Origin of the sequence: Streptomyces sp. NRRL WC-3605 (genome assembly GCF_001509795.1) — a bacterium.
Classification (GTDB): domain Bacteria; phylum Actinomycetota; class Actinomycetes; order Streptomycetales; family Streptomycetaceae; genus Streptomyces; species Streptomyces viridochromogenes.
In genome coordinates this window covers 123,631-139,304 of sequence record NZ_LLZN01000113.1, presented here as the reverse complement: position 1 = coordinate 139,304, position 15,674 = coordinate 123,631, and the positions used below count along the sequence as shown (strand labels likewise).

Annotated in this window: 15 protein-coding genes; 4 read left to right on the top strand and 11 right to left on the bottom strand. The window is 71.1% G+C overall.

Going from position 1 to position 15,674, the window contains the following annotated elements:
- Positions 1 to 15 precede the first annotated feature (15 nt).
- The 5 genes from ADL34_RS33125 to ADL34_RS33105 form a co-directional block, all read right to left on the bottom strand.
- The gene (locus ADL34_RS33125) at positions 16 to 990 is read right to left on the bottom strand and encodes an SCO2521 family protein (RefSeq protein WP_062669382.1); all 975 of its coding nucleotides are present in this window, start codon (positions 988 to 990) and stop codon (positions 16 to 18) included.
- Position 991: 1 nt separating this feature from the next.
- Entirely contained in the window at positions 992 to 1,972 is a 981-nt protein-coding gene (locus ADL34_RS33120) for an SCO2522 family protein (RefSeq protein WP_062669383.1), read from the bottom strand.
- Positions 1,969 to 2,886, bottom strand: coding sequence for an SCO2523 family variant P-loop protein (locus ADL34_RS33115; RefSeq protein WP_062669385.1), 918 nt, complete (start codon positions 2,884 to 2,886; stop codon positions 1,969 to 1,971). The genes ADL34_RS33120 and ADL34_RS33115 overlap by 4 nt, the downstream gene beginning before the upstream one ends.
- Positions 2,887 to 2,889: 3 nt before the next feature.
- Complete coding sequence (locus tag ADL34_RS33110; RefSeq protein WP_062669387.1) at positions 2,890 to 4,740, bottom strand: SCO2524 family protein; 1,851 nt, start codon at positions 4,738 to 4,740, stop codon at positions 2,890 to 2,892.
- A gap of 72 nt (positions 4,741 to 4,812) precedes the next feature.
- Entirely contained in the window at positions 4,813 to 5,610 is a 798-nt protein-coding gene (locus ADL34_RS33105) for an SCO2525 family SAM-dependent methyltransferase (protein ID WP_234375163.1), read from the bottom strand.
- A 181-nt stretch (positions 5,611 to 5,791) separates the two neighbouring features.
- Between ADL34_RS33105 and ADL34_RS33100 the strand changes: the two genes are divergently transcribed.
- On the top strand, positions 5,792 to 6,325 hold the full coding sequence (locus ADL34_RS33100; RefSeq protein WP_062669389.1) for a GNAT family N-acetyltransferase: 534 nt from the start codon (positions 5,792 to 5,794) through the stop codon (positions 6,323 to 6,325).
- 122 nt (positions 6,326 to 6,447) lie between these two features.
- A complete protein-coding gene (gene bla / locus ADL34_RS33095) occupies positions 6,448 to 7,344 on the top strand; it encodes a class A beta-lactamase (RefSeq protein ID WP_062669391.1) in 897 nt (298 codons plus the stop codon).
- Positions 7,345 to 7,351: 7 nt separating this feature from the next.
- Here bla and ADL34_RS33090 read toward each other — a convergent pair whose 3' ends face one another.
- Positions 7,352 to 7,789 carry a protein-tyrosine phosphatase family protein gene (locus ADL34_RS33090; protein WP_062669393.1) on the bottom strand — a complete coding sequence of 146 codons (438 nt, stop codon included), beginning with the start codon at positions 7,787 to 7,789 and terminating at the stop codon, positions 7,352 to 7,354.
- An 81-nt stretch (positions 7,790 to 7,870) separates the two neighbouring features.
- On the opposite strand from ADL34_RS33090, the gene ADL34_RS33085 reads away from it, so the two are divergent.
- Positions 7,871 to 8,395, top strand: coding sequence for a SigE family RNA polymerase sigma factor (locus ADL34_RS33085; RefSeq protein ID WP_062669395.1), 525 nt, complete (start codon positions 7,871 to 7,873; stop codon positions 8,393 to 8,395).
- Positions 8,392 to 9,315, top strand: coding sequence for a hypothetical protein (locus ADL34_RS33080; RefSeq protein WP_062669397.1), 924 nt, complete (start codon positions 8,392 to 8,394; stop codon positions 9,313 to 9,315). Before ADL34_RS33085 ends, ADL34_RS33080 begins: the two co-directional genes overlap by 4 nt.
- Positions 9,316 to 9,377: 62 nt before the next feature.
- Here ADL34_RS33080 and ADL34_RS33075 read toward each other — a convergent pair whose 3' ends face one another.
- From ADL34_RS33075 to leuA, 5 genes are all read right to left on the bottom strand, one after another.
- Entirely contained in the window at positions 9,378 to 9,794 is a 417-nt protein-coding gene (locus ADL34_RS33075) for a helix-turn-helix transcriptional regulator (protein ID WP_234375166.1), read from the bottom strand.
- A gap of 180 nt (positions 9,795 to 9,974) precedes the next feature.
- Entirely contained in the window at positions 9,975 to 12,338 is a 2,364-nt protein-coding gene (locus ADL34_RS33070; protein WP_062669399.1) for an ATP-binding cassette domain-containing protein, read from the bottom strand.
- 66 nt (positions 12,339 to 12,404) lie between these two features.
- On the bottom strand, positions 12,405 to 12,815 hold the full coding sequence (locus ADL34_RS33065) for a VOC family protein (RefSeq protein WP_062669482.1): 411 nt from the start codon (positions 12,813 to 12,815) through the stop codon (positions 12,405 to 12,407).
- A gap of 76 nt (positions 12,816 to 12,891) precedes the next feature.
- Entirely contained in the window at positions 12,892 to 13,590 is a 699-nt protein-coding gene (locus ADL34_RS33060; protein WP_062669401.1) for a TerB family tellurite resistance protein, read from the bottom strand.
- A gap of 186 nt (positions 13,591 to 13,776) precedes the next feature.
- Positions 13,777 to 15,498, bottom strand: a complete 1,722-nt coding sequence (gene leuA / locus ADL34_RS33055) for a 2-isopropylmalate synthase (protein WP_062669403.1) — start codon at positions 15,496 to 15,498, stop codon at positions 13,777 to 13,779.
- Between the last annotated feature and the right edge of the window lie 176 nt (positions 15,499 to 15,674).

Below are 15,674 nucleotides of genomic sequence, written 5' to 3'. Positions count from 1 at the left end.
CTGCGGTGACACCCCTCAGCGCGCGTCGCTGAGCGCCTGCTGCGGCGCCGCGACGGCCTGCAGGGCCAGTCGGTCCCTGATGCGCCGGCTCAGGTTCTCCCACTGACGGGAGAACCCCGGCCGCTCTTCCAGTACGTCCCACAGGTGGGCCAGCGCGGGGTCCACGTGGGCCCGCGGCATCCACAGATGCAGCAGGTGGACGACGACCGGTTGCAGGGTCTCGATGACGGACGGGCCCCCCGCCGCGCCGAGCCTGCTGTTGTCCAGCATGTGCTGAACGGTCGTCAAAAGCCAGTCGTGCAGGGCGAGATCCTCGCAGAGGCCGGCCGCGGACGCGGCCGGCACGTCGGCCGGGAGGCGCAGTTCCATCGTGCGCAGTCCGGCCTCGGCGAGCGTGAAACTCGTCAGCGAGGCCCGCTCCCCCGCCGGTTCCCGCCGGGCCACCCAGCGCAGCCGGGTGGGGCTGGACTTGAACGGCACCCGGCGGTCGAGCAGCGCGTGCCGCCGCAGCTGGGCCAGCAGTCCCTCGGCGATCACGCCGAGGTCGAGCTCGCCGCGTCCGGCGCCGCGCAGCACCCCGTCGGCGGTGGCCTGTTCGGGCAGTTTGCCGAACGGTTCGACGAGGCCCGGCCGCACCAGGTACTGGCCCCAGGGCCGGCGCAGGTCGGGACCGGTGGCCGGCACGCTGAACCAGGCGGTCGCCTGCAGGAGCCGGCCCTCGGTCAGCGCGGCGCGGGCGGCGACCGTGCCGACGCCCCGGACCTTGCTGCCGTTGGACGAGGGCAGCCGGCAGTCCACGCCGGTCAGCATCGCGGGCGAGAGCGCGTGCATGGAGGGCCGCTCGGAGAGCCGTACGGGTTCGTCGGCGCGGAGCCGGAGCAGTTGGGCGGCGGCCCGGATGTCGAGGGCCTGGAGCGACGGCAGCAGACAGGTGCGCACCTCGCCGCAGGCGAGGACCGAACGCGCCGGGTGGACCGGGGCCGCCGTCATCTCAGGTCTCCTCGGCCTCGGAGGAGTCGCCGGGCTCCTCGTAGAAGACGTAGGTGGCGCGCTGGGCGACGGCGGCGGGCACCGGCATCCCCTCGGCGGCGGACCGTTCGGCGACCTGCCGCAGCGCCCCCGCGTCGACGTCTATCTGGTCGAGGACGAGCCGTACGGCGTCCTCCACGGCGACGAAGCGGTTCGGCATCAGGCTGCACGTGCGGTAGGCGCTGAACGCCGCGTTGGTGTCGCTGAGCTTGACCACCGGCGGCAGCCGGTCCCACTCCTGCGGGAAGTCCGAGCCCGCCCACACCGTGGGCACCAGGACCGGCTCGCCCAGGTGCCGCAGCAGGCCGAGCCGGGCGAGCTGCCACACGGCGGCCAGGAAGGGGCAGGACCACAGGCGCCGGCCGTCCTTCTCCGACCACAGCTCGACGTCCATGAAGATGGAGTGGTTGCGGGCGGCCGTCTCCTGCGGCGGCTGCCAGCCCTTGACCGCGCCGAGGGCGCTGCGGGACGTCGAAGGGCTGCGCTCGCCGTTGGCCAGCCAGCCGGTACGGCTGACGGGCGGGCGGGAGCCGTGGCTGCCGGGTGGCGGCGACTCGACCAGGCGGTGCATGACGGACTCGGCGAGCTCGACCCGGTCGGCGACCGCGCAGGCCGACTCGCGGGCCAGGTAGTCGATGACCAGGCCCGCCTTCTCGGCCTCCTTGAGGATCATGGGGACGAGTTCGGCCGGTGTGGAGAAGCGGCTGAAGTAGTCGTCGATCAGGAAGCATGTGCTGATGCGCGGGCGCTTGCCGCGCCGGGCCGCGGAGGCCCGTACGGCGTCCGCCCAGACGCGGACCTCCGCGAAGTGCTCGCCCAGCCGTTTGGGCCCGGCCTCGTAGTCCTCCATGTAGAGGTGACCGATCTCCAGGGAGAGATGGGCCAGCGGCACGGACTGGGTGCGCGGCTGAGCGGTGGTCTCCTGGAAGACGGCGTCGCTCATGCCGGCTCCCAGTACTTGTCGTCGGTCAGGCGTCCGGCGAGGCGGCTGAGGGCCTGCCAGGTCTCCTGGTTGGCGATCTGGCTGTCGAGCACGTCCTCGTCGGTGATGAGCTGCTCCCGCCACTGCAGGACCGGTTCGAGCGGCACGGACCCGAGGACCATGCTGTAGCCGATGCCGTGGGTGGAGGCGAGCTGCTTGAGGTCGCCGTCGGTCTTTCGCATCCACGCCGACTGGGTGGGCGAGACCTGGGACCACAGCGGCGACTCGGGGTCGGGCACGGCGGCCCGGACGAAGCGGATGGCGTTGCGCAGCTCCTCCTCGCCGTGCCCGCGTTCCACGCCGCCGGCGAGGATGCCGCGCTTGCCGAAGACCAGGCTGGCGGCGGCCGCCACATGCTGGCGGGTCCAGCGGTGGAAGACCAGCCAGCGGGCGGTGACCTCGCTCATCTCGGGCTGGGCGGTGGCCTCCAGGACCATGTCGACCGCGTAGGAGCGGCCGGCGCTGAGGTCCACGATGACCAGGTCGAACTCGTAGGAGAGGTTCATCAGGAGGTCGACGCAGCGGTGCAGGTTGTCCTCGCTGGTGGCGAACTCGCCGCCGCTGACGTCGCCGGGCATCAGCACCAGCCGGCCGGAGCCGGGCGGCGGGAAGCGCAGCACCTGGTGCTCGGTCTCGGCCCAGACGTCGATCCGGGCGGGTTCGCCGACCTCTCCTATCAGGTAGGCGTGCAGACCGTGGTCCTCGGTGGCCTGGCGGGCGTCGGCCACGTCGAAGACGGCCGCCGCGGTCGGCGAGCCGAAGTCGAAGTCCAGGTAGCAGACGTCGTCACCGGCCATGGCGCGGTGGTAGGCCAGGTTGGCGCTCGTCACCGAGCGGCCGGTGCCCCCCTTGTCGGAGGCGGAGAAGATCAGCACGTCTCACACTCCCCGGTCCGCGGCCTCGCGGGCGCGGGCGAGCGAGTCGAGCTGTCCGAGGACGTCGAGGGTGAGGGCGTAGGCCGTGCCGGGCTGCTCCTCGACGAGGCTGCGGGCGCGGCGCAGCTTCACCTCGATGTTGCGCAGCTGCATGCCGTGCCGGCCGGCGTCGGCGGGGGCGGGCTCCATCTGTTCGTTGCCCAGCAGGTGGGCGGACTCGCTGAGCAGCGCCCGGGCCAGTTCGGTCAGGTCGTTGCTGCGGATCGGGGGCTGCCGGTACATGACGTTGGCCTGCACCATGACCTCGGTGACCCGCTCGGTGATGCTCCAGGAGACCGGCACGCGCCGCTGGTGGATCTCCGCCTCCGGGTAGGCCGCGTGGATGTTGTCCCACAGGCCGACACCCTCGCCGTCGCGGATGCGCCGGCGCCACATGTGGTCGAAGACGTCCTCGGCGAGGCGCAGCAGCCGGTCGTGGGAGGCCAGGTTGCGTGAGAGGGTGCACAGCTGGACGGTCCGCTTGAGGAGCTGTGCGGAGAAGTCGGTCATGGCCCAGGTCATGGGCGGGCCGAGGCGCTCGCTGCCCTGCAGCGGCAGGGAGACGCCGACGTTGTGCAGGTCGTGGACGATCGGGTCGTCGCGGACCATGCGGCTGGTGATGCGGCCGCGCTCGGCGAGACGTTCCATGACGCCGACGGTGCGGGTCAGGTCGTCGTCGGTGGCCCGGCGGCGCATCAGGTCGTGCACGAGGATGGCGGCGACGGAGAGGGAGAAGTACTCGGACTCCAGCTTCTGTCCCGTCGTGCGCCAGGGGATGTCCTCCAGGGGCCAGCGGTCGGCGTCGAAGCGGGCGATGCCGGACCAGTACTGCTGGGTCAGCTCCCACCGCAGGCGCAGCGACTCGGCCAGTCTCTGCTGTTCGGTGTTGAGCAGGCCGAGGGTGAGGGTGCGGTCGGAGAACAGGTCCTGGATACCGTCGAGGGCGACCACGGTGAAGTACAGGTACGGCACCGGGTTGGCGACCCCTTCGGGCTGCGGCCCGATGGGTTCGCTGGTCTCGACCTCGGGGGCGTCCTTGACCATGGTCCAGGAGAAGCCGCACTCGAAGAGCTGGTTCTCGTCCTTGAGGCCTTCCTGGACGTCGATGCCGAGGAACACGCTCTCGTTGATCGCCGCGCGCAGGGGGCGGAAGCGGGTCTGGAACTTGTTCAGCACCTGGCGCTGCGACATCCGCTGCTGGCCGAGGAGTTCGGTGAGGGTGCGGCCCTGGGAGGAGTCGGTGTCGAAGACGTTGACGACGAAGGAGCGCAGCAGGCTCACCATGGCGGCGGTGAGGCGGTTGCTGGTGGCGTTGCGCAGTTCGGCGATGGTCTCCTTGATGTCGCTGCGCCGGGTCCTGGTCTCGTAGACCTTGAGGAAACCGAGCAGGGCGAGACACAGGGTGATCGACATGGAGTAGGAGTCGACCACGCCCAATTGGCGCTGTTCCTCCGTGAGTTCCTTCTTCTTGTCCCCGGAGCCGAAGTAGTAGCCGCCCGCGAACGTGGGCCTCTTGTCGTCACCGGTGTGCGTCCGCATGAAATCGGCCGCGGCGGTCACGAGGTTGGCCGGGATGTCCAGACGTCCTCCGGCCTTCTTCAGGACCTGCTGGACGTCCTCCTGTGTGGTGTCGGGGTCGTCGAGCCGGAAGGCGGGGATCTCGGTGGCGGGATAGAGCAGGCAGAGCAGCCGCTCGGCGTCGGCGACGCTGCTCTCCTTGCCCCATTCGCCCCATTGCCACTCTCCCCCGTCGAAAGAGTGGCGGGCAATCGCCTGCCAGATGTCCAGCAGATGCTGGCGTGGCTTGATCTGCATCCCATGCCCCTCACACAGGCCGCACTGCCATGACTTGAGGAATACCGCTGTGCTGTTGTGAAGCCTCGTCGATCAGCCGACCGGAATGGTTGAATCCGAATTCGCCCGCCAGCCGTAGGCCACGATCATCCCCGAATATCCGTCGCGTACGGCTGCCGCGGATTCGAGTCGTTGGACCTTGAAGTCACCCGCGAATGCCTCGAGGCTCGCGCGCACCTCGGATTCTCCCACGTCACACGCCGGGAAGAAATGCTCTCCCGCGTGGTAACCCTTCGAATGTGCCATGAAGGCCGTGGCGAAGGGGGCGCCCGGGGCGAGCGCGCGCATGAATCGCTCGACGCCGAGCGCGAACTCCTCGTGCACGGCGGTCATCGACTCGGCGACGAAGAACATGGTGCCCACGGACCAGCGTCCCTCGTGCCGCCAGAGGTCGAAGATGTCGCCCTGCTCGACCCGGACGACCTTGCGGAAGCGCTCACGCGGGTCCATGTCCAGGGAGCGGTAGCAGTCTTTGAGGCAGAGGGCGGACCAGAACGGGTCCCAGGTCTCGTCGTAGCCCTCGATCTGGCTCGTCAGGTAGTCCACGTTGGACACCGAGCGCTCGAACAGGGTGATCTCGTCGCACCAGGGCATCATCGCCAGGGCCGGGTACAGGTTCACCCCCGCGCCCACGTCGATCCCGCTGACCGGTCCGGCGCCCTGCTTCCGGAAATGGTCGCCGAAATGGTCCCGGATGATGTGCAGGATCTCCGCGTCCTCCGCCTGTAAGGCGCGGTAATTGTGATCAAGGTAGGCGATCGAGTCGAATGCCGCGTCCCATGGCACATCGGCATTCATCACCTGGACGCCCCCCGACGATCTCTGGGTCATTCCACCAACGGTACCAAAAGGAGGCGCACCGGGAGCGCGTTGGGGCATAGGCACAGTGCGGTCTTGTCCAGCGGGAACGGCGCTGCTCAAGATGGGGCGGACCTCGGTGGGCACCAGAAACGGCGGGCAACGGGTACTCACCTGCACGAGTGACGGCATTCCATCACACAGGGGGCGGCTGATGGCGCTACCGGAGGAACGTTTCCCTTTCCCGGGACACCACACCGACCAGGCGTTGTTCGCCAACCGCGCCGAACGGCACCTGACCATGCGGGGCGTCACCGAGGCCGATCTGCCCGAGCTCCTGCGCGTGGACCGGGAGGTCTTCCCCGAGGAGCCGTACCCGTACTTCGTCCTCCGGCAGCACATCGACGTGCACGGGGACCGCATCCTCGTCCTCGACGACGGGGAGTGCCTGCACGGCTATGTGCTGTTCGTGACCACCTCGGACGGCTATGTGTGCTGGGTCCTCAGCCTCGCCGTCAGCGCCGACCAGCGGGGCCGGGGCCTCGGCAGACGGCTGATGCTGGAGGTGCTGCGGCAGCTGCGCCGGGAGCGGGTGCACGAGGTCCGGCTGACCGTGGAGCCGACGAACGCGGCGGCGATCACGCTCTACCGCACCCTGGGCTTCTCCACCGACGGCCGCGTGCACCGCGGCTACCTCGGGCCCGGCGAGGACCGGCTCATCATGGTGCTGGAGATGGGGCCGGGCTAAGGGTGTTCCGGGGCGGGGGCACCGGGCGGCAGGCGATCGTCCGGGGCATCGCAACCAAGGGACGGGCGAGCGGCGTCGATGATCAGTAGATCGTCGACGTCCCTCGAACGAAGGAGAGCACGATTCCCTCCCCCACACCCTCCCCTCTGAGCCGCCGCCGCGCCCTGCTCCTCACGGCGGGCACCGCGGCCGCCGCCCTGGCCGCCGGGCCGGCCCACGCCACGGCCGGCGGTGACGTCCGGGCCCGGCTGCGCGAACTGGAGCGCGGCCACGGTGCCCGGCTGGGCGTGTTCGCCCACAACGTGGCCACCGGCCGGACCGTGGCCCACCGCGCCGACGAGCGCTTCCCGGTGTGCTCGCTGTTCAAGCCGCTCGCCGTCGCGGCCGTGCTGCGCGACCTGGACCGCGACGGCGAGGTGCTGGCCCGGCGGATCCACTACACCGAGGCCGACCTGGTGGCCAACTCCGACGTCACCCGGGCGCATCTGGAGACCGGCATGACCGTCGCCGAACTCGCGGACGCGGCGATCCGGTTCAGCGACAACACGGCCGGCAACCTGCTGCTGCGCCAGATCGGCGGCCCCACCGCGGTGACCCGTTTCGCCCGCTCCCTCGGCGACCGGGTGACCCGGCTCGACCGCTGGGAGACCGAGCTGAACTCGGCGGAGCCGTGGCGGGTCACCGACACCACCAGCCCGCGCGCCATCGGCCGCGACTACGCCCGGCTGGTCCTCGGCGACGCCCTCGGCGCCCGCGACCGGGCCCGGCTGACGCACTGGCTGCTGCACAACACCACCAGCGCCAACCGGTTCCGCGCGGCCCTGCCGCCGCCGTGGACGGTCGCCGACAAGACCGGCGGCGGCTCCTACGGCGCGAACAACGACGCCGGGATCGTCTGGACGGAGGCGGGCGTCCCGCTCGTCCTCGCGGTCATGACGACCCGGCCCGAGCAGGACGCGGCGTACGACCACGCGCTGATCGTCGAGGCGACGCGGCTGGTGGCGGACGCCCTCACCTGAACACCGCTCACCTGAAGGTCCGCACGTAGCGCCGCTGCCACGGCGTCTCCACGGCGTGCCGGTCGTAGTGCCGCCGCACGAAGTCCACGGCCTCCCCGGCCGGTACGCCGTCCAGTACCGCCAGACACGCCAGCGCCGTCCCCGTACGGCCGCGTCCGCCGCCGCAGGCGATCTCGACGCGCTCGTGCGGGGCCCGCTCCCAGGCCGCCGCGAGCGCCGCGCGGGCGGCGGCCCGGTCGGCGGGGAGGCGGAAGTCGGGCCAGCGGATCCAGTGCGTCTCCCAGTCGGCCTCGGGCGGTCTGCGGCCCAGCAGGTAGACGCCGTAGGTGGGCGGCCGTGCCGCCGGGTCGAGGGGGCGGCGCAGGGCGCGGCCCCGCACGAGCCGCCCGGACGGCAGCCTCAGGACCCCGGGGTCGCCCTCGTGCCATTGCTTCTCGGTCTCCACCGTCCCATTCGAACCGGGCGCCGCGCGCCGGGCAACCGATTCCGGGGCGGTGGTGGTCTGTGGGGCGAGGGAGGGTGCTTGATGCAGGCCGAACTAGAGGCCCAGTTCCAGGAATTCGTCAGAGCGCGCTGGTCGCACCTCGTGCGGACCGCGTATCTCCTCACCGGGGACGCGCACCACGCGGAGGACCTGACACAGACGGCTCTGGCGAAGGCGTACCGCTCGTGGCGGCGGGTGTCGCGCGCCGACAGCCCGGAGGCGTACGTCCGGCGGATGCTGGTCAGCTGCAACAGCGACCGGTTCCGCAAGCGGCGCGTCTCCGAGTCGCTGACCGACGCCCCACCGGAACGCGCGGGACGTGACGAGGGCTACGCGGGGGTCGACGAGCGGGGTGCGCTGCTCGGCGCCCTGGCCCAACTGCCGCCCAAACAGCGGGCGGTGGTGGTCATGCGGTACTGGGAGGACCTGTCCGAGACGGAGGTCGCCGAACTGCTCGGCTGCTCCGTGGGGACGGTCAAGAGCCAGGCGTCCAAAGGGCTGGCGAAGTTGCGTACGTATCCGGGGCTCGCCCGGAGGACCCCGTCCGGTCAGGGAGGCAACCGGTGAACGACGACGAGAAGCGGCAAGCGGCGCACGACGAGCGGGAGTTCGAGGAGGAACTGAGGGAACTGCTCGCCGAGGACGCCTACACGATCCGGCCGTCCGCGGCCCCCTACCCGCGGATCCGGCGGCGGGGCGCGCTGGAGCGGCGGCGCCGGGTGGCGGTGGCGGGCGCGGCCCTGGCGACGCTGGCGGCGGTGCCGGCCGCGGTGTACGGACTGGGGGCCGGGAGCGCGCAGGGCAGCACGGCGGCGGCCCCGAAGCCGTCGGCTGCGGCTTCGGCTTCGCCTGGCGCGTCCTCGACGCCGAGCGCCGAGCCGGACCGGGCGACGGCGGCCCTGTTCGACGGGATCACCTACCGGCAGGCCAGGGAGGGACTGGGGAACTGCCTGGACTCGGAGTTCACCCGCGACCGGCCCGGCGGCCCGGGTCTCGCCCCGCCGGACACGTACGCGATCGTCCTGGCGATGCGCAGCACCGGTGACTCCAACACGGGGGGCGACGGCGTCTTCGTGGTCGCGCAGGCCGACGACGAGGAGCGGTCCTCGCTGATCTGCCGGCTCGAGGACGGGGTGACGCAGGGCATCACCGGGTTCACCGACGACAGCGAGGACATCCCGGACGCGGGCGCGGTGCTGGTGAACCCCAACGGCAACCGGCTCTTCAAGCAGACGGTCCTGGACCACGGCCGCTGGCGGCTGCCGTTCCGCTGGGCGGTGATCGGCACGGCCGAGCCGTCGGTGGCCCGGGTGACCGTCTCCTACGGTGACTCCAGCGCGGAGGTCACCGTGCACGACGGCCGGTTCGTCGCGTCCGGGGTGCTGAACGAGCAGGTCACGCGGGCTCCGCACATCAAGGGCTACGACGCCGGGGGCGAGCTGGTCTACGACTCCGACGACGACAAGTACTGGGACAAGGCCCTGTAGGACGTACCGCGAAGGTGGTGGGCCGGGGGCGCCGCGCCGGGGAGGGCGCCCCCGGCCCTCCGTCATGTGGCGGCGCGGGCGCCCGCCGGTGCCGTGCCGTTGACGGCGGCGGCCAGGGAGAACGGCGCCTCCCGGTTCCGCATCGGCCGCGTCACCTGCTTGGCCACGCAGGACGGGATGCCGGCCACGGCGCCGGTCTCCTGCCGCCGGTAGGCGCTCGGCGACATGCCGACCAGCTCCGTGAAACGGGTGCTGAAGGTGCCGAGGGACGAGCAGCCGACCTCGAAGCAGACCTCGGTGACGCTGAGGTCGCCGCGGCGCAGCAGGGCCATCGCGCGCTCGATGCGCCGCGTCATCAGATAGCCGTAGGGCGATTCTCCGTAGGCGGTCCGGAACTCACGGCTGAGGTGGCCGGCCGACATGTGGACGCCGCGGGCGAGGGCCTCGACGTCGAGTGGCTGCGCGTACTCCCGGTCCATCCGGTCGCGGACGCGACGCAGCGCGACCAGGGTGCGCAGGCGCTGTTCGTCGGGTGTGGAGCGCTGGGACGTCACCCTCACATCTTGGCCGGGCGCCTCCTGGGACGTCCACTCCCGCAGCCGGCGGGAGCGGGACGTCAGCAGGGCCATGGCCGGTGATCCGGTCAGGCACATCGGCGCTCAGCCGCCCACGTAGGCCGCGAGGTGCTCACCGGTGAGGGTGGAGCGGGCCGCGACCAGGTCGGCGGGGGTCCCCTCGAAGACGATCCGGCCGCCGTCGTGGCCGGCTCCGGGGCCGAGGTCGATGATCCAGTCGGCGTGGGCCATGACCGCCTGGTGGTGCTCGACGACGATGACGGACTTGCCGGAGTCCACCAGCCGGTCCAGCAGGCCGAGCAACTGCTCGACGTCGGCCAGGTGCAGACCGGTCGTCGGCTCGTCGAGGACGTAGACGCCGCCCTTGTCGGCCATGTGCACGGCCAGCTTGAGGCGCTGGCGCTCACCGCCGGACAGGGTGGTCAGCGGCTGGCCGAGGGTGAGGTAGCCCAGCCCGACGTCCGCGAGCCGCTGGACGATCCGGTGCGCGGCGGGGATGCGGGCCTCGCCCTCGCGGAAGTACTCCTCGGCCTCGGCCACCGACATCGCGAGCACCTCGCTGATGTCCCGGCCGCCCAGGCGGTACTCCAGCACCGAGGCGTCGAACCGCTTGCCGCCGCAGTCCTCGCAGGTGGTGGCGACGCTCTGCATGATCGCCAGGTCGGTGTAGACGACCCCGGCGCCGTTGCAGGTGGGGCAGGCGCCCTCGGAATTGGCGCTGAACAGGGCCGGCTTGACGCCGTTGGCCTTGGCGAACGCCTTGCGGACCGGCTCCAGCAGCCCGGTGTAGGTCGCCGGGTTGCTGCGGCGCGAACCGCGGATCGGCGTCTGGTCGACGGAGACGACACCCTCGGGCGCCGGGATGGAGCCGTGCACGAGGGAGGACTTGCCGGAGCCGGCGACGCCGGTGACGACGCAGAGCACGCCGAGCGGGATGTCGACGTCGACGTTCTGGAGGTTGTTGGCGTCCGCGCCGCGGATCTCCAGGGTGCCGCTGGGGGTGCGCACCGTGTCCTTCAGCTTGGCGCGGTCGTCCAGGTGCCGGCCGGTGACGGTGTCGGACGTCCGCAGGCCGTCGAGGGTGCCCTCGAAGCAGACGGTGCCGCCGGCCGTGCCCGCGCCCGGGCCGAGGTCGACGACGTGGTCGGCGATGGCGATGGTCTCCGGCTTGTGCTCCACGACGAGGACCGTGTTGCCCTTGTCCCGCAGGCGCAGCAGCAGGTCGTTCATGCGCTGGATGTCGTGCGGGTGCAGTCCGACGGTGGGCTCGTCGAAGACGTAGGTGACGTCGGTGAGCGAGGAGCCGAGGTGGCGGATCATCTTGGTGCGCTGCGCCTCGCCGCCGGAGAGCGTGCCCGAGGCGCGGTCCAGGGCGAGGTAGCCGAGGCCGATCTCCACGAACGAGTCGAGGGTGTGCCGGAGCTTGGCGAGCAGCGGCGCGACCGACGGCTCGTCGAGGCCGCGCACCCACTCGGCGAGGTCGCGGATCTCCATGGCGCAGGCGTCGGCGATGCTCAGCCCCTTGATCGTGGAGGAGCGGGCCTGCTCGCTGAGCCGGGTGCCGTCGCACTCGGGGCAGACGGCGAAGGTGACGGCGCGGTCCACGAAGGCGCGGATGTGGGGCTGCATCGACTCGCGGTCCTTGGACAGGAAGGTCTTCTGCAGCTTGGGGATCAGGCCCTCGTATGTCAGATTGACGCCGTTGATCTTGACCTTGGTGGGCTCGCGGTAGAGGAAGTCGTGCCGTTCCTTCTTGGTGTACTCGCGGATCGGCTTGTTCTTGTCGAAGAAGCCGGACTCGGTGATCACCCGCACGACCCACCCGTCTCCCGTGTAGGTGGGGATGGTGAAGGGACCTTCCGCGAGCGACTTCGAGTCGTCGTAGAGCTGCGCGAGGTCGATGTCGGAGACCCGTCCCCGGCCCTCGCAGTGGGTGCACATGCCGCCGGTGCGGCTGAAGGTGACCTTCTCGGTCTTCGTCCGGTCCGTGCCCCGGTCGACGGTGAGGCCGCCGCTCGCGGAGACGGAGGCGACGTTGAAGGAGTAGGCGGAGGGCGGCCCGATGTGCGGCTCGGCGAGCCGGCTGAAGAGGATCCGCAGCATCGCGTTGGCGTCGGTGGCGGTGCCGACGGTGGAGCGCGGGTCGGAGCCCATGCGCTGCTGGTCGACGGTGATGGCGGTGGTCAGTCCGTCGAGGACGTCGACCTCGGGCCGGGCCATGTTCGGCATGAAGCCCTGGACGAACGCGCTGTAGGTCTCGTTGATCAGCCGCTGCGACTCGGCGGCGATGGTGTCGAACACCAGCGAGCTCTTGCCGGAGCCGGAGACACCGGTGAACACCGTCAGCCGGCGCTTCGGGATCTCGATGCTGACGTCCTTCAGGTTGTTCTCCCGCGCCCCGTACACACGGATCAGATCGTGGCTGTCGGCGGCGTGCGGCTCGGTCATCGTGAGGTCTCCATCTGCGGCTGCGGCTCGGTGAGGGGACGGCGTCCGGTGGGGCGGTGGGCCGGTTCAGCCCCTGGCCTGGATGCGGATCAGGTTGCCCGCGGGGTCGCGGAAGGCGCAGTCGCGGATGCCGTACGGCTGGTCGGTGGGCTCCTGCACGACCTCGGCGCCGGCGGCCTGCACCTTCTCGAAGGTCTCGTCGACGTCGGCGGTGGCCAGCAGCAGCCAGCCGTAGGTGCCCTTGGCCATCATCTCGGCGATGACGCGGCGCTCGTCGTCGGTGACACCGGGGTCGGCGGCCGGCGGCGCGAGCAGCAGCGAGGTGCCGGGCTGCCCGGGCGGCCCCACGGTGATCCAGCGCATCGTGCCCTGCCCGACGTCGTTGCGGACCTCGAAGCCGAGGACGTCACGGTAGAAGGCGAGGGAGGCCTCCGGATCGTCGTGCGGGAGGAAGCTGGCGTGAATGCTGATGTCCATGCCCGTCACGCTAGCGGCGGGCGGGGGGCGGCGCTTCTCGATTCCTGACCTCGTCGCCGGAGCACCCGGTTCCGGCTCAGGAGGGCGTCCGTGCCGCCGCCGCCAGCAGGCCCGCCACGTCGTCCGCGCACAGGGTGAGGGCGGCGCCGACCGTCGCGAGGGTGTCGCGTTCGGCGGGGGTGTAGGGGCCGTCGGCCAGGGCGATGCGGGCGCCCTGGAGGAGGATCGACTCGCGGCCGGCGGGCGCGAGGTGCGGGGCGAGCGGGTCCAGGGCCTCGTGGAGCTCTATGGCGAGCCCGGGGCCGCCGGGCTCGGACAGGACCCGGCCGGTGTCGGCGGCCAGCGCGTCCACCAGGGCGCTGAGCTGTTCCTCGGTGCAGTCGTCGAAGCCGGCCGCGCTCACCGTGGCGGCGGCGGTCTCCAGGGCGGGGCGGGCGCAGGTGCCGCCGGCGGACAGCACCGCGAGGGCGACGGTGTGCACGGCGTCGCGGAGCATCGCGGAGAAGCGGGTGGTGGTCGGGTGGTCCAGGGCGTCGGTGCCGAAGTGGCGGCGGCAGGCGGCGCACTCGACGACGGGGCCGGTCTCGCCGCGCGGCAGCACCGGGACGCCGAGCAGGGTGAAGCGGCGGTGTCCGGTCAGCCGCTGGTAGTTGCGGTCGCCTCCGCACCCCGGGCAGAAGAACTCGCCGTCGCCGGCGGCCGTCCACACGGTGCGGGTGCCCAGGAGGCGCGCAAGCCTGGCGGCACGGCCGTCTCGTCCCCGTCCTGGCAGCACGTCGCACCTCCGTAACGCCACGGCAACATCGCCGCGCTTGCGTGATGTTAGCCACATCTTGGACGTGGAGTCAGTACCCCGGAAGAGACCTCTCCGTGACCTGCACGTTCGCCTGGCCGGAAATGAGCGTGGCCCCACCCGCCGGAGCACGGCGGGCGGGGCCACGGTTCCCCGTGTGGGGGACCGTCAGCGGGCGGCCCGGTTGACGGCCGACACGACCGCCTTCAGCGAGGCGCGGGTGGTGTTGGCGTCGATGCCGATGCCCCACAGGACCTGGCCGTCGATGGCGCACTCGATGTACGAGGCGGCCTGCGCGGAGGCGCCCTCGCTCATCGTGTGCTCCTGGTAGTCCAGCAGTCGCGCGTCGATGCCGATCTTCGCCAGGGCGTCGAAGAAGGCCGAGATCGGACCGTTGCCGCTGCCTTCCAGGATCGTGTCGGTGCCGTCGACGGTCGCCTCGACCTTGAGGGTGTCCACCCCGTCGGTGTCGGTGGTCGACTGGCCGTTCCTGACCTGCAGCCGGCCCCAGGGGTTCTCCGGGTTCGGCAGGTACTCGTCCTGGAAGGTGGCCCAGATGTCGGCGCCGGTGATCTCGCCGCCCTCGGCGTCCGTCTTCGCCTGGATGATCTTGGAGAACTCGATCTGCATCCGGCGCGGCAGGTCCAGCTTGTGGTCGTTCTTCAGGACGTAGGAGACACCGCCCTTGCCGGACTGCGAGTTGACGCGGATGACGGCCTCGTAGGAGCGGCCGACGTCCTTCGGGTCGATCGGCAGGTACGGGACCGCCCACTCGATGTCGTCGACGGTGACGCCCCTGGCCTTCGCGTCGGCCTCCATGGCGTCGAAGCCCTTCTTGATGGCGTCCTGGTGGGAGCCGGAGAAGGACGTGTAGACCAGGTCGCCCACGTACGGGTGGCGCGGGTGGACCTCCATCTGGTTGCAGTACTCCCACGTACGGCGGATCTCGTCGATGTCGGAGAAGTCGATCTGCGGGTCGACGCCCTGGGAGAACAGGTTCATGCCCAGGGTGACCAGGTCGACGTTGCCGGTGCGCTCGCCCTGCCCGAACAGGCAGCCCTCGACGCGGTCGGCGCCGGCCATCAGCGCCAGCTCGGCGGCGGCGACGGCGGTGCCGCGGTCGTTGTGCGGGTGGACGGACAGGCAGACGTACTCGCGGCGGGACAGGTTGCGGTGCATCCACTCGAAGCGGTCCGCGTGCGTGGACGGCGTCGAACGCTCCACGGTGGCGGGCAGGTTGAGGATGATCTCGCGGCCGGGGCCCGGCTGGTAGACGTCCATCACCGCCTCGCAGACCTCCAGGGCGAAGTCCAGCTCGGTGTCGGTGAAGATCTCGGGGCTGTACTGGTAGCCGAATTCGGTCTCGGGGCCCAGCAGTTTCTCCGCGTACTCCATCACCAGGCGGGTGCCGTCGACGGCGATCTGCTTGATGTCGTCCTTGGAGCCGCGGAAGACCACGCGGCGGAAGACGGGGGCCGTGGCGTTGTACAGGTGGACGGTGGCCCGCCTGGCGCCCTTCAGGGACTCCACCGTGCGCTCGATCAGGTCCTCGCGGGCCTGCGTCAGTACGGAGATGGTGACGTCATCCGGGATGGCCTCGGGGTCCTCGATGATCGACCGTACGAAATCGAAGTCCGTCTGGCCCGAGGCGGGGAAGCCGACCTCGATCTCCTTGTAGCCCATCTTGACCAGCTGGTCGAACATCCGGCGCTTGCGCTCGGGCGACATCGGGTCGATCAGGGCCTGGTTGCCGTCGCGCAGGTCGGTGGAGAGCCAGCGGGGAGCGGTGGTGACACGCTGGTCCGGCCAGGTCCGGTCAGGGATGTCGACCTGCTCGTAGCGGCCGTACTTGTGGATCGGCATGGTGCTGGGCTGCTGGCGGTTCGCCATGTCTGCGGGGCTCCTCAGGATGTCCGGAAGGACGGCCGACGACGCAACGCGAAGCTCCGCGGGGAGGGAGTCGACCTGGACTACAGGCCCTCGCCGCGGCAGCTAAGAAGAAGCAGCCCGAAAAACATGATGCGAAGCATGCTAGCCGAGCCCTCCGGTATGCGGCGGTCCATATC